A 13,202-nucleotide genomic window follows, 5' to 3' on the forward strand; every position below is an offset into this window, starting at 1 on the left:
TCGCTTCTCAAGGGAGGTGCACGGTCTGGTCTGGCTGAGCGGCCACCGCGAAGATGGCTGAGTTCGGCTCCAGCACTTTCAGGTACCAGGCTCCGAGCTGCTCGCCGCTATGCAGCAGCCGAACATCTATGAGAGAGCGACTGTCATGAGGTGCGACTGCCAAAAAGCGCTCACCACCACGGGATTCGACCCCCAACACCGAGAACGGTGGCGAGAGCGGGACGGGCTTGGGGCGAGCGGTCTTTTTCGGTTTAGTCGCGGAAGGCGACGGCGGTGGGGGTGATGGCTGGGTCTTGTGCTCCTGGAACTGCTGCTCGACCTGTTCAAGGTGTGCGCGCAGCGCTGTCAGTTCTGCCACGGTGGCGCGGGCTGCCAGACCATCGCGCAGCTCCTGTATTTCTTGCGCCCACTGATCCAGCATCGGATCGAGGGTATTGGCCTGTTGCTCACTAGTATCGACCATCTGCTTCAGGTCTTTCAGCGCGTACTGCAGCTTCTCTTGTGCATCCTTGAGGGCGCTTGAATCATGTTGCAGGGTGTCCAAAGTTTGTCGGTATTGCGTGTCCGTGCTCTGCAGTTTTGCCATGCGTTGATACTGGTTATACAAACCACCGCTCAGCCCGGCGACCGCCAGGCAAAGGAGCCCGATGATGAGGGTTTGAAACGTTGAGGCTTTCATGACCGCGCCTCCGATTGATGGGGCAAGACGGGTGTAATCAGCGCGACACCGGCATCCGTTTTCTGCTGTTCGAAGCAGACCGAACGGCTGACTTCATCGGTCGTGAGTTGCCAGGCGGGGCCAGCCAGCACTTGTAGCGCGCGGCGCAAAGGGATTGGACCAAGCCGGTAATGGGCTGCAGGCAGAGGCCGGGTAAACAGCAACTTCACCGACGCAGTAACGGGGCAGAGCGAATAGCCCGAGCGCTGCAATACGTACTGCAACGCATCCTGCACTGAGGGGTTTAGGCTGGACGGGATGTTCACTTCAATGATTTGAGCGAGAAGATAGCGTTGTTCCGTGGTGGGCTCGGTGCTGACCAGCGTATAGCGGCCATAGCGGAGTTCTGTCGGATGGTTTCCTTCCGCTGTGTCCCTCGAAAGCTGGGCCCGATTGGAGCCACTGTCGATCTCTGGATGGGTTGGCAATGTATTGGGGATTTGCGCGGTGCAGGCGCTCAACAAACCCAGCAGGCAGACAGGCGTGAAAAAACGCTCCATGGAAAAAACCTCATGACAGATTCAGTGCAAAACCTGACATGAGGTGAAGGAGCAACTCAGTGAGAAAGTTGATTCAAGGCGGGTCGTGTTAACGCTGAACGCGTTGCTATTCATCAAAAATAGCGAGCCCATTCAAGACGGCAGCGTCGGGGTCGAAGATCAACAATCTCGCATCCGCCAATGCCGCCAGGTACAGTACGTTGACTAGGACTTCCGGTGTGCCTGCGTCGAGTTGCTCTTGTCTCAAGCTTGAATAACGTTTGCCCTCAATGTTCAGCAAGTTTTCGTCCGTCCATGGCGTGCCAATCAGCTTGCAACTGATGCCGCAGCAATCCGGCAACTCGAAAAGCTCGAACAAAAGGCCGGTTTGCCTCGGAGCGGAGTTACTTGCCCATCCTTCCAGATAGAACATCGCTTCTTCAGGAAGGTGTGCGGTACTGATCTCCCAGGCTCGACTGTAGTGCCCCGTTTCGAAGCTCAAGCGATGGACCATGGCTTGGGCTTCTTCCAGGGAGTACAGATCGCCGAGGTGATGCCGCTCGTTGAGCATGTCGCCCATCACGGCGTAGATCACTTGGCGCACCAACCCGGTGGACTGGCAGCGTTCATCTAATTCATCCAATTCATCCGGAATGGATTGGCCTTCGCTGATCAAGGCGAAATCGTCATTGAACAGGCAGGTGAACAGTTGCAGCTCATTGTCGGGCAGATGTGCTTGTGAGTCGTGCACTGGTCGAACGCAGGGAGGGCAGTCGTTTTCGTAGGTGATCAGTAGCAGCCGTTCGATATGAAGGTTGTCGTAGCCGCGAGCAAATGGGGTTGAGGCCATCAGCAGAGCTGGGGCTTGGTGTGCGGGGTTCATGAGGGTTCTCCAGAATGAAAATGAACAAGGCGCCCGAAGGCGCCTGTGAGGGTTAAAGCCAGCCGTATTCGGCAAGGGAGAGAGGACGACCTTCACCCACGATGAAGTGATCCAATACACGCACTTCGATCAAGGCCAAGGCCTCCTTCAGCCGTGCGGTCAAGACGCGATCCGCCTGGCTGGGTTCTGTACAACCCGAGGGATGGTTGTGAACCAAAATGGCGGCCGCAGCGTTATGCGCTAGGGAACGCTTAACGACTTGGCGGGGGTAAACGCTGGCGCCATCAATGCTGCCGTGAAAGAGGACTTCGAATGCCAGCACCCGGTGCCTGGCATCGAGAAAGATCACACCGAAGACTTCATGCTCTTGTTGCGCAAGCTGCAGTTTTAGGTAGGAGGCAACAGTGTCAGGCGACGTCAGGATAGGGCCGCGGGCGAACAGCCGACGATCCAGAATATGCTGCGCTTCGTCGATCAGCTGGTTTTCTTGGACAATGCGATCAGCCTCGAAATCCGAGGTCTCAATCAGTGTAAGTTGGGTGCTCATGGCGGTACCTCCGAAGGGAACAATCAGGGGTACACGCCCGAGGGGAGTGGTATCCCCCAAGGTGGGTGTGGAGTCTTGGGCGTTAGCAGATGGCGCGCTGTTTACAGCCGAGTGAATCGGTGGCGTTGACCGTGTAGATGTGAACCACAGCCGTCGCAAGGCGATGGAGAAAAGGTTCTTATTCCCCAGCCGGCTTCGGGATCGAAGTCGGCACTGATGGGCATCAACCGAACTAGCTCACGATGTATCGCGGCGATGCGTTGTTCGACCTCATCCTGCGAGTAATACAGCGATAAGGTGCTGTAGTCCTCGTAAGCTGTAGCGAACAGGCAGTCGTCGCAAAGCCAGAAGGATTCCATAATGGTCCCCTGTGCTGATTGAAGAAAAGGCGCTCGACGGAGCGCCTTGATGAGGAACATCGTGGACTGTTCAGGCGGACTGAACGGTACGGGTGGCATCACGGCGGGCCGTGCGCGGAGCGGGTGGAGATTCAGGTTCCACCCGAGCCTCTATTGGGTTTTCGGTATCCTCAACTTCGGCATCAGCCGACGGTGGGGATGGTTCACTGTTTGGCGCTTGCTCAGCAGGTGCTGTTGCTTCCTGCCTGGCGGGTGCTTTGTATTCGAACGTGCCGTTGATCTTGATCCAGTCGATGAACAGCAAACGACCTTTCAGGCTGGCGCCCGGTTGGCCTTGTTTCTCGCCTTTCTCATAGAGAAACGGATCGATCCACAGGTCGCCGATACGGAACGACAGCAAGACCTTTTTCTCGGCGTTGACGGCGTCCATATAGAGACGAATCAAGCGTTCAGCTTCACCCCCAGCGACTTTGCAGTCGAAGCGGGTGTACTCCACCGCATCGGTGGCACCGTGCAGGGCTGCGATATCGCAGGCAATGAATGGTTGGCCGCGGCGGACTTGGACTTCACGAACACGGTTGAGGTAGCCGATACCGACGGTGTGCAGGTTGAAGTAAGTGGTCGCTTCTTTGGATTGGTTGGCGTGGGCCATGGTGGTTCTCCTGTTTCAAGGGGAAACGGCGACGCACAGTCCCTGATGGGGAAGTGAGCCCCCGTCAGGGTGGGTAAGGTGAAGAAGAGCGATGAACGACTCACCACCGGCAAGCCGATGACGATCAGAACGATGCGTCTGGCGGAATAACGGTGCAGCTGAGGAACGTCTGCGGTAGTGGTTAGCAGACATGGGGTAGTGGGCATTCATCACCGCTGAGGCGGTAACCGTGCGAGCTTCCGAACGCTGATCGCACTTGGGTAAACCACCACGAACGTGGCGTAGCCTTGAAGGTTCAAGCTACCTGGGCTGGGCTGTCAACGACAGCAAACCACGCCCTTTGTATAAGCCTGTCACAGGGGAGCGTCAAGACGCTGCAACCCGATTTTTTATAGCCGGAATACAGTGGCAGTCACTGGACTGAAGAAAGTGAAGAGTGGGCCTGACGGGATGCCAGTCGAGGAAGAAAAAAACCACCTTTGACGGTCTTACGCAGTCGACCAGCGCCTCGCAACACTTGGTTGAACTGCGCCATGATTCGCCAACCGACCCTTGTCGTGGCCTGGGTCGGAACATGCTGGCACGCATCCGCGCACAAAAGGTGCCCAGTGTTTCCCCGGCGGGCTCCGGGACTGAATACGATCGCCGAAGCGGATGACCGCTGTTGCCGGGTAGAGGCAACAGTGGTCATCCGCCACCACGATCAGGTCAAGCACAAAACGGGAATGAAATCCCGCAGAAGAGAAGGCTCCGAACTCGACGAGTTCGACCGAGCTACCCGGAGCAAATCGGTCTTGGGTCGCCATTGGCGATGATCCTGAGGCACTACAGCAGAGAGGGTGGGACGACGTCAAGGCAGAGAACGCACCGTTCTCATAATGATCGTCCCATGGAACATCATGAGCGACGCGTATCTTTACTGATCGACACAGTGCCCTTGCAATCTGGGTAGTGGGAGCATGACCAGAACTGCCCTGATTTTCCTTTACGTCTACGCATCGAGGCATTGCAAATGGGGCAGGCCGGGCCGGCTTCGACAGGTACCGCCAAGGTGAGTGCGCCACAGTGTTCGACCAATTGTGCAATCCAGTTCGCCTGCTTGGCGACGAACGCATCAAGGGTCAGGCGTCCCGTTTCGATTTCGTCCAGGGCCTGTTCCCATATCGCGGTCATGCCCGGATCTGCGATTGCGGCGGGTACCGCCTCAATCAGGGTATGGGCCGCTGCGGAGGCCATTAAGGCGCGTTTTTTCTTCAGCAAGTAACCGCGATCAATCAACCCCTTGATGATGCCGGCTCGCGTGGCTTCGGTACCGATACCGGTAGTGTCCCGAAGTTTCTGTTTCAGGCGTGGGTCGTTGACCAGCTTGGCGACGTTTTTCATCGCCTTGATCAGATCGCCCTCGGTGAGTGGTTTGGGGGCGGCGGTGCGCATGGACTTGAGTTCGACGTCGTCCACTGCGCACTGCGTGCCCTGTTGCAAGACGGGTAAGACTTGGGACTTGTGACTGGGTTCGTCCTCCTCGGTGTTTTCGGAGAGCAAGCCTTTCCAGCCCTGGACCAGGATCTGTTTGCCAACAGCGGTCAATCGTTTTTCGCCACATTCCAGTTCGACCTGGGTTCGATCAAACTCATGAGACGGAAGAAATTGCGCGAGGTAGTGGCTACGAATCAGTTCGTAGACTTGGCGTTCTTGTTCGGACATCCGCGCAAGGTTCGCCGGCTCGGTGGTGGGAATGATGCCGTGGTGCGCGGTGACCTTGGCATCGTTCCACACGCGGGAGTGCAGTGATCGATCGAGTCTTCCGAATGCGGGCCGCAGGGTGGGATCGGTTTTGAGCAGGGCATCGAATACCCCAGATACCTCGTCGAACATACTCTCTGGCAAATAGCGGCAATCACTGCGCGGGTAGGTGGTTGCTTTGTAGGTTTCATACAGAGCCTGGGCGATATTCAGGACTTCCTGAACGCCGAGTCCCAACTTGCGCGAGCAGACTTCTTGCAGCGTGCTCAAGTCGAAGGGCAGGGGCGCCGCTTCGCGGAAATGCTCAGTCTGCAGCGAGAGTACTGTGGCGGTCTTGCTGCAAGAGATCGCTTGGACCGTTTGACTGGCAAGCGCCTGTTGCAGGCAACGACCCGCTTCGTCCTGTCCTGAGCTTGGCGGTAACCACGATGCGATGAATCGCTGACCCCTCGACGATAAGTGCACTTCAACGTTCCAGTAGGGCACCGGAACGAAACTGGCAATCGCACGATCCCGATCGACCACTAGGCGTAAAGTGGGTGTCTGTACGCGTCCAACCGACAGCACGCCGTCGTAGCCTGCCCGCCGACCGAGGAGGGTAAACAAACGACTGAGGTTCATGCCGATCAGCCAGTCAGCACGGCTGCGGGCGAGGGCTGAGTGATAGAGCGGGAAGGTCTCCTGACCAGACTTCAGCGAGGACAATGCTTTGCGAATCGACGCCTCGTTGAGTGCCGACAACCAGAGGCGCTGAACGGGGCCTCGATACTTGCAGAGTTCCAGTAACTCGCGGGCAATCATTTCACCTTCGCGGTCGGCGTCGGTCGCGATGACGACGGTGGTGGCTTTACTGAGCAGGCGCTTGATGACTTTGAACTGTGCCGCAGTCTTGGGTTTGACCTCGACCTGCCACTGCGCGGGAATGATCGGTAGATGATCTAACGACCAACTCTTGAAGTGTTCACCATAAGCTTCAGGCGGTGCTGTCTCCAGCAGGTGACCGATACACCAGGTGACGGTTGTCTCGGGTGCGATTAGGCAGCCATCGCTGCGCCGGCTGGCTCCGAGAACTTTGGCGATGTCACGACCTTGGGAAGGTTTCTCGCAGAGGAAGAGGCGCATAAGACTGCTCCGGATGGGGTCCGGAGCAGAGTTGTTGGAAACAGCAGCTACGAGATATGAGAAACCTGACTCGCAGGTACCTCATATTAGTCGGTGAGGACTGCCTTGACGATCCGATGCTGTTACCCCGTTTTAGCGTGGACGACAGTGTGGGTCTTCACGAGCAGCGAGTAGTAATACGCCAGCAACTTCGCGCAAAGGCGCAATTTTTATGCCTAATGCTCGTCATTCCGGAGGTGGCGGCCCTGTGCGCTTTTTTGGCTTCGACGCAGGTGAGCTGGCTTGCTCTGTATTTTGCCCGACGTGTTTCGCAGATGCTGCCGGTTCATTGGATCGCTCCCGCATGACCACGCTGTGCACTCGATGAGGCAGGATGCCGACTCGACGGGCCTCGATCTTGAAGGTCACCCGCGCGTTGTCTTCGCTGTCCTCCCACTCATCTCGTATCGTGCGGCCCTCGACCAGCACACGCATACCTTTCTGGTACAGCGTGCTCCAGTGTTCAGCCTCGCGGTGCCAGAGCTCAACCGGCGCCCAATAGCCGCCTCGATCTTCGTAGCCGCCCTCGCGTGGCACGGGGTTGTCGAAGTACACATTCAGCCGTAGCAAACGCCGTGGCTCGTCATTGCCTGAGGCGAATTCCTGGAACTCTGGCGCACTGCCGATGTTGCCTTCGCCGACGAAAAAAGTACTCATCGTGATATCTCCGCTGCGGTTGTGAACTGGCGCAGCAGCCGTTCGGCACTGGCCATTTTGATCGCGCAGGTCGAGGCCTGGCGGTAAAGCGAATGCACCACGCTCATCTGCAGGTTCAGTGCAATACGGTTGCATTCGAAACGGTGCAACCCCTCGCGTACGGCCTGCGGTTGGGTCTTGTTGCGGACCTGGCGTTCCCAGACCGCAACCCCCATGCGGGCGAAGTCACGGGTTCGCCAACGCAAAAAGGTGCTGCCCGCGCTGGTGTTCTGCAGCACCAATCGAATATCCAGCAGTGAGTACGGGGGCTGTCCGGCTTGCTGCACAACAGCTTCCATCAGGTGACATAACTGCGCCTCGATTTCCCTCGCCACCTGCGCCAGGTGGTCCAACTCCCCCTTACCCTTAAAAGGTTTTAAAAGGCCTTTTAGGGAGGCAGCGTGTTCGAGCTGTCGATAGGCATCCGGTGTTAACGCTTCGAAGGGCATTGGTTGAGCCGGGATCATGAGATTCATGCTTCGTCCTCCGGCTCATCCACCGTCGCAGATGGCTCTCTCGCTTCCTCTGCCAATGCGTCCGCGTCATCCACTGCCACAGCACCACGACGAATGATCGGTGGCGCGAACTGGGAGCGGCGATGACCCTCAAGAATGTCCATGGGGGGCAAACCCATCTTCTCGATGGCCGCCAGAGCACGGGCATTGTTCGCTGCCATGTCATCACGGGTGACGCCAGAATGCCGATAGCGCTGCGCCTGGCCGAACAGGCTGCGCAGCAGATGGGCGCCGTCATCGATCCAGGCTTCCATGTCGACGCGGCCGATCAAGGCTGTGTGATGGGCCAATAGGGTACGACGCACCAGGGTGTCGTAGTCGGTCAGCAGGTAGACCGCCAGAAAACCCAGCTGGCTGCCGATGTACAACGGCAAGGTGACGGGGTGGATGTTGAGGTTGTCGCCCATGTCGATCTGTGTCGGCAGGTCCTGTCTGATCCGATCCAGCTGTTGGGTCAGTTCCAGCATCCCAGCCTTGGCCTGCATCAGTTTTTCTTCGAGTTGTACGATGGCCCAGTCGGCATAGGGATCGTCCTGAGCCGCGGTTTGTTTGATCAGGTTGGTGACACTGATGTAGCCGGCCATGCCCATGATCGAGTGAACGCCTTCGCGTGCGGTCCGCCCTTGCCAGATACGGGCGGCGTGGTGAGTGTGCAGGGTCAGGGTGATGCTGCTGCGCAATGAACCCAGGTTGAGTTGGTAATGATCGGCCACGGCGTTGTCCTCGCATTCGCTTGGACGGAAACGTTGCGGCAGATGAGGGTCAAGGACAGCCAAAAAACTGAATGCGGTCTGTTCGGTTTGGTTTAAGAGGGCTAATTATGGAGACGTCAGTAGATTTGATGCCACCGGCATCAAATCTACTGACGTCTACGTTCATCGAAAGAGATGTCCCGGCTTTTCCCTAAGAGTTTCATAGTTTGGTCCGATGTGTTCGTAGAGTGGAACACCATGGATTTGATGCCACTGGCATCAAATCTACTGAGGTCCACCGCGTTTGCCACGCAGTTGGCGCAGCTCATTCAGGCACGCTTGTGCGAGGGCAGACGCGGGTTCGCCCTGTTGTCGAGATGGCCGCGAGGGAGCGGGTGGAGGTGATTCTGCAATGGGTGAAGGTTCGGCCTGACCTGCCCAAGGACGAAAGTCACCTTTCAGTGCGCGCTGGATCAGGCCCATCAGATACGCCGCTGGCTTGCGGATTCCACCGGCCGCACAACGTGCTCCCGCTTCGTTGAGCACCGCCTGCCGATCCGCTGGTTTGAGTTTGTTCAGCGCCACGGCGACGGCCTGACGCTCGCTTGGGCTCAGGTGCAGCGCAGCGGGCCAGTGCAGGTTATCCACCGCTGCGGTCGCGCGCGGTACTGTACAAATACTTTCTTTTAATACAGTACAGGCGGCGTTCGGATTCCGAACGGTGTCTGAAACATTGACGTTCAGGCCCGGTTCGGAATCCGAACGAGGGCCTGCACGATTCCGAACGCGGTGATCTTCCTCCCGTTCGGAATCGTGGAAGGCATCAACGGCTGGCTGATCCAATCCTTGCTGCGTCCAGTGTTCGCCCCAGCTGTCGAGCCGCGTCGGTAACCGATCACGATCGATATTCGTGTCCTGGCGGACTTCCTCCACAACGTGCTGAGCGACAATACGCACCGCCTTCGTCGCATGACCGAGGGCATGCCCGACCAGCGCCAGGTAATCCTGATCCAGTTCCATGGCTTCGGCGGGGGTTAACGGCTCATCGTGCAGAACATACAGAAAACCTTGAAGACGTCCGCTGAGCTGATCGCGTCCGCGACTCACCAAACTGAGCCAGCGCGTCAACCTGAGCATCGTCAACACCCGAGCAATGGTTTCACGGGAGGCTGACGCACCGTAGGGCACGCTCGACAGGTAAGGCTGCAAATCCTCATAGCGCGGCGTGACCACGCCCTGGCCTTGCAGCATGAGTCGAAACACCTGCCAGGCATTGCGTTCCAACGGCGTCAACCGACTATCCAACAGCAGCCGACGTGGCACGACTTCGTGAGATTGGCCACTGAATAGAAAGCCAGCTTGCAGGGCCTGGTTGGAGGGTTGTTCAGTGGTAGGGCGTACGGGCCAGCGTTCACTCAGATGCTGGGTGCATTGCTGCAGGACACGCTGCCAACGACTGGAAGGGGCTGTGTTCATGTGCCGTTGCTGTACTGGTCGATTTGTTGCCAGACGATGGTCAAGCTGACTTGTTGCTCCTCCGCCAGCATCATCATGGCGTCGAGCTGGTCCTCGGTACTGTCCTGAGCGCGTAGTTGGCACCAACGCTGCCAGAGCGCATGCTCCTGCGCCTCGCTCAAATTCTGAGGGCGACCTTTTCGGGTTTCTATCTTGAGCAGACGTCGACGCAGGGCGGTTTCCGAATGCGCCAAGCCAAAGCATTGGTACATGATGGTGCTGCTGGCGCCGAGCTTGAGCGCGCGGTTGATCAAGCGCTCGTTCTGCTCGTCACGTTCGGCTTGCTCGATCAACCGATGCAGCACCGGCGAGTCAATCTTGATCTCAACCCAGGGGATGGTTGCATGGGCCAGGCGCGACAACGTAGTGGGCGGTAAGGATTGCAACAGGTAGATGTCGTCCTCACCCAGTCCGAGTGCCTTGCAGCGCTGCAGGTTACCCTGGCGCAGCTCATGCAGTATCTGGGTCAGCATGGCCTGGTTGAGCACATTGAAGGACAGGTTCATGGCAGCTCCTTCGGTGAGCTATCTTCAGGGGGAATCGTTAAGTCGATCAGACGCCGGGCCAGGCGGATCAGGCGATACAGTTTGATTAACAGCCTGTCGGGCAGCCGCTCCAGTCCCACGTCCACGGCGGGACGATTTGTGAGCGGGAGTTGATAGATCCCCAGCAACAATTGGCCGAACAGCGCTGACGGCAGTTGCTTACGATCTTCCCAGTTGACGTCGTCTTGAGCGCGCAGCAGGGCCATGAGCAGTAGGTGAACGCCGGTTGCGTGAGGCGCTGCAAGATCAACTCGCTCGATGTTCAGGGCGAAGCCCAAGCCAAGCGGCTGACCGATGATGCTCTCGGGGTATCCGGCATAGGCCGCCATTTCTCGCGCCAGTCCGGCAATGGCTAAACGCAGTTGTTCGGGTGTATCCAGCGTTGGTGTGATCGTCCAGAGGTCGTCGATTGGGCAGGTTTCGACTGGAGACGTCGCTTTGGTGGCTATCTCGCGATCGATTTGCTCACGAATCTGTTGAACGCGTGATCGAGGATTGACCGCTGGTGAAACATTTGTTTCGGGTTCTGCGAGCAGTTCTTCTGAAACTGACTCTATCCTGCTCTCGACCTGGGTTGATTGTGATTCAGTGTCGGAGGAGGGCGGTTCTGCCGCGGCTTCATGTTCGCTTGGCGAATAGATGTTCTCTGAGGGCCTGGTAGTGACAGCCCCAGGCGTGGATACGACCCGTTGGGTATCGCTCAGCTCCAGGGCCAGCATACGGTAGGACTGTCCGAGCAAGCGGCTCATGCGTTCGAGTAATTCATCCTGGATCTTCTCAAGATCAAAGGATTCAGGATCGCAATCGAAGTAACCCATGGATTCCAGCCAGAACTCTGCAAATGCAACTGTGGCAGTTGGATAACGGTTCCAGATTCGCTCAGCCTGACTACGTAGACCGATCAGACGCTCTATCTGAGGCTTACCCAACCCGGCATACAGAGTTTGTGGAATGGCGGGTAATAAGTGTTCGAGGGTGTCCAGCATCCGGCTGATGTGCGACTGTGAAATCGGATAGCCCCCAGCGGCAAGACGTCGAGCCAGCTCCCGTTGTGAGAGCTGTGGGCCATCCGATTCAAGCATGGTTTTGAGTTTGGCTACCGCCAGAGCCCGTTCGATGAACGTGAGTTGGCCGTGCAGATCGCTTTCCGCCAAATGGCCGAGTAGGGCGTTGGTTTCATTGCTCCAAGGTCGGAACAGGCAGTGAATCCGAAAGAAACGCTCGTCGCGAGTTTCCTGCCACAGCTCGCCGAGAATCGCCAAGCGCGTATTACCGCCGTTGCGGATGATGAAATAGGTTTCTCCCGGGCGACGGGTAATCGGCGGTGGTTGATCCAGCCCGCGTTCACGGATCGAAGCCTTGATATCGTCATACAGCGGATTACGAATGAATCGAGGGTTGTGTTCGTAGGGCCGCAACTGCTCCAGAGTGACCAGCATAGGCGTGTCAGTAAGTGGATCGGATAGCCGCTCCAGTTCTGGACCTCGAGGGAAGTGGTCCTGGTGCAGCTTGTCGGTGATCTGCGCCTGACTGAGCTTCTTCATCGGAACAACCTCAGTTAACGCCGGTTACGCAAATGGTCACCGACCTCGAACTTGACGATCTTGGCAGTCCCCGAACCTTCGAAATGTCTGGAAAGCTCTGCGAGGAGCCAACCCATGGCCGAGCGTCCACCCTGCAGGCGAAAGACGACAGTGCAGTATTCATCGCCAGATGGGTGGTGTGGTCGAGTGAATGGTGGAGCGATGATGGGAAGTTGATCCAACATCAGAAGACTCCTTGCCAAACGCTGTTGGCTATAAGGTCGAGCAAACACAATGATTGGGCGAGAAGTGCCGGCATGGTGAATGGTGTCATTTAACCTCCGTGCACCTGCCCACCCTAGAAATCGCTTCGCGCCATTCCGGAAACAACTCGATGGCCAGCGCTTGCATGGTTTCCATCGCGGATGGCGAGCGTCGTTCCCGTGACTGGCGTGTCTCGACTCGGTGGACCGGTAGGCCAAGGGAGGCGGCGTTGAGGTACGCCACTCGCTCCGGAATTGCGGTGTCTAGAACCGAGATGTTGTTAGCCCCTGCGAAGGTCTCGCGCAGGCCACGGATGATCATCCGGGTGTCCACTCGAATGGCATTCACCTGGTTCAGGAGCAGTCGTAAGGGTGGGGGTGGAATGCCCAGGTGGCGGAAAGGTTCGAGTTCGCTGAGTAGCTTCAAGGTGCCACGCTGCAGTTCGCGGGCGGCGAGCATTTCCGGGGTGATGGGAGAGAGGGCAAGGTCGGAGGCCAGGATGGCCATCTCCAGCAGCACGCTACGCGCACCTTGGGTGTCGATCAAAAGCAGGTCGTAACGGGCGCGGAAGTTGTCGAGCAGATTGCGTAGGCGTAATCGCCCGTCAGGGGCGTGCAGCAGCAAGGTACTCAGTCGACCTTGATCGTCGTTGGAGACGATCAGATCGAGCCCTGCAATCACTGTCCTGGAAATAATCTGGGCAGGCATAGCTAGGTTGAGTGCGATGAACTCGTACGCACCGACATCAGCCTTCTGGCTCAAGGCGTAATAGCTGGAGAGGGTGGGTTGGCTATCCAGATCCAGTAGCAGGACGCGTAGGCCTGCGTCAGCCAGTAGGCCGCCGAGATTGGCGGCTACTGTGGTTTTGCCCACCCCGCCTTTGGTGGAAACCACCGATACCACACGCATG

At 57.6% G+C, this 13,202-nt stretch carries 14 protein-coding genes and 1 pseudogene; all 15 read right to left on the reverse strand.

The features are described from left to right. Positions 1–7 precede the first annotated feature (7 nt). The gene (locus tag ORL50_RS09580; protein WP_020300895.1) at positions 8–679 is read right to left on the reverse strand and encodes a hypothetical protein; all 672 of its coding nucleotides are present in this window, start codon (positions 677–679) and stop codon (positions 8–10) included. Beyond that, positions 676–1,218 carry a PFGI-1 class ICE element type IV pilus protein PilL2 gene (gene pilL2, locus ORL50_RS09585; protein ID WP_020300894.1) on the reverse strand — a complete coding sequence of 181 codons (543 nt, stop codon included), beginning with the start codon at positions 1,216–1,218 and terminating at the stop codon, positions 676–678. Before pilL2 ends, ORL50_RS09580 begins: the two co-directional genes overlap by 4 nt. A 106-nt stretch (positions 1,219–1,324) precedes the next feature. Continuing rightward, positions 1,325–2,080 carry a DUF5983 family protein gene (locus ORL50_RS09590; protein WP_020300893.1) on the reverse strand — a complete coding sequence of 252 codons (756 nt, stop codon included), beginning with the start codon at positions 2,078–2,080 and terminating at the stop codon, positions 1,325–1,327. A 52-nt stretch (positions 2,081–2,132) separates the two neighbouring features. Next, positions 2,133–2,513, reverse strand: a pseudogene (gene radC / locus ORL50_RS09595) (RadC family protein); the annotation flags it as partial. Positions 2,514–2,728: 215 nt separating this feature from the next. Further along, positions 2,729–2,986 carry a hypothetical protein gene (locus ORL50_RS09600; RefSeq protein ID WP_032903653.1) on the reverse strand — a complete coding sequence of 86 codons (258 nt, stop codon included), beginning with the start codon at positions 2,984–2,986 and terminating at the stop codon, positions 2,729–2,731. A gap of 70 nt (positions 2,987–3,056) precedes the next feature. Next, complete coding sequence (locus ORL50_RS09605) at positions 3,057–3,638, reverse strand: STY4534 family ICE replication protein (protein WP_020300891.1); 582 nt, start codon at positions 3,636–3,638, stop codon at positions 3,057–3,059. 897 nt (positions 3,639–4,535) lie between these two features. After that, positions 4,536–6,503: a DNA topoisomerase III gene (locus tag ORL50_RS09610; protein ID WP_020300890.1), complete on the reverse strand. Its 1,968-nt coding sequence runs from the start codon at positions 6,501–6,503 to the stop codon at positions 4,536–4,538. Between the two features lie 225 nt (positions 6,504–6,728). Continuing rightward, positions 6,729–7,199, reverse strand: coding sequence for a single-stranded DNA-binding protein (locus tag ORL50_RS09615; protein ID WP_020300889.1), 471 nt, complete (start codon positions 7,197–7,199; stop codon positions 6,729–6,731). Beyond that, entirely contained in the window at positions 7,196–7,714 is a 519-nt protein-coding gene (locus ORL50_RS09620; protein WP_032903630.1) for a DUF3158 family protein, read from the reverse strand. The genes ORL50_RS09615 and ORL50_RS09620 overlap by 4 nt, the downstream gene beginning before the upstream one ends. After that, the gene (locus ORL50_RS09625) at positions 7,711–8,466 is read right to left on the reverse strand and encodes a PFL_4669 family integrating conjugative element protein (RefSeq protein WP_020300887.1); all 756 of its coding nucleotides are present in this window, start codon (positions 8,464–8,466) and stop codon (positions 7,711–7,713) included. The genes ORL50_RS09620 and ORL50_RS09625 overlap by 4 nt, the downstream gene beginning before the upstream one ends. Positions 8,467–8,730: 264 nt before the next feature. Continuing rightward, complete coding sequence (locus tag ORL50_RS09630; protein ID WP_020300886.1) at positions 8,731–9,921, reverse strand: STY4528 family pathogenicity island replication protein; 1,191 nt, start codon at positions 9,919–9,921, stop codon at positions 8,731–8,733. Beyond that, on the reverse strand, positions 9,918–10,466 hold the full coding sequence (locus ORL50_RS09635; RefSeq protein ID WP_032903632.1) for a DUF2857 domain-containing protein: 549 nt from the start codon (positions 10,464–10,466) through the stop codon (positions 9,918–9,920). The genes ORL50_RS09630 and ORL50_RS09635 overlap by 4 nt, the downstream gene beginning before the upstream one ends. Next, positions 10,463–12,049, reverse strand: coding sequence for a ParB family protein (locus ORL50_RS09640; protein WP_020300884.1), 1,587 nt, complete (start codon positions 12,047–12,049; stop codon positions 10,463–10,465). The genes ORL50_RS09635 and ORL50_RS09640 overlap by 4 nt, the downstream gene beginning before the upstream one ends. Before the next feature lie 14 nt (positions 12,050–12,063). Next, positions 12,064–12,273: a hypothetical protein gene (locus ORL50_RS09645; protein WP_076964377.1), complete on the reverse strand. Its 210-nt coding sequence runs from the start codon at positions 12,271–12,273 to the stop codon at positions 12,064–12,066. An 85-nt stretch (positions 12,274–12,358) separates the two neighbouring features. Next, positions 12,359–13,201, reverse strand: a complete 843-nt coding sequence (locus tag ORL50_RS09650) for a ParA family protein (protein ID WP_020300883.1) — start codon at positions 13,199–13,201, stop codon at positions 12,359–12,361. Between the last annotated feature and the right edge of the window lies 1 nt (position 13,202).

This window comes from Pseudomonas sp. RIT-562, from assembly GCF_026241895.1.
GTDB lineage: Bacteria > Pseudomonadota > Gammaproteobacteria > Pseudomonadales > Pseudomonadaceae > Aquipseudomonas > Aquipseudomonas mandelii_F.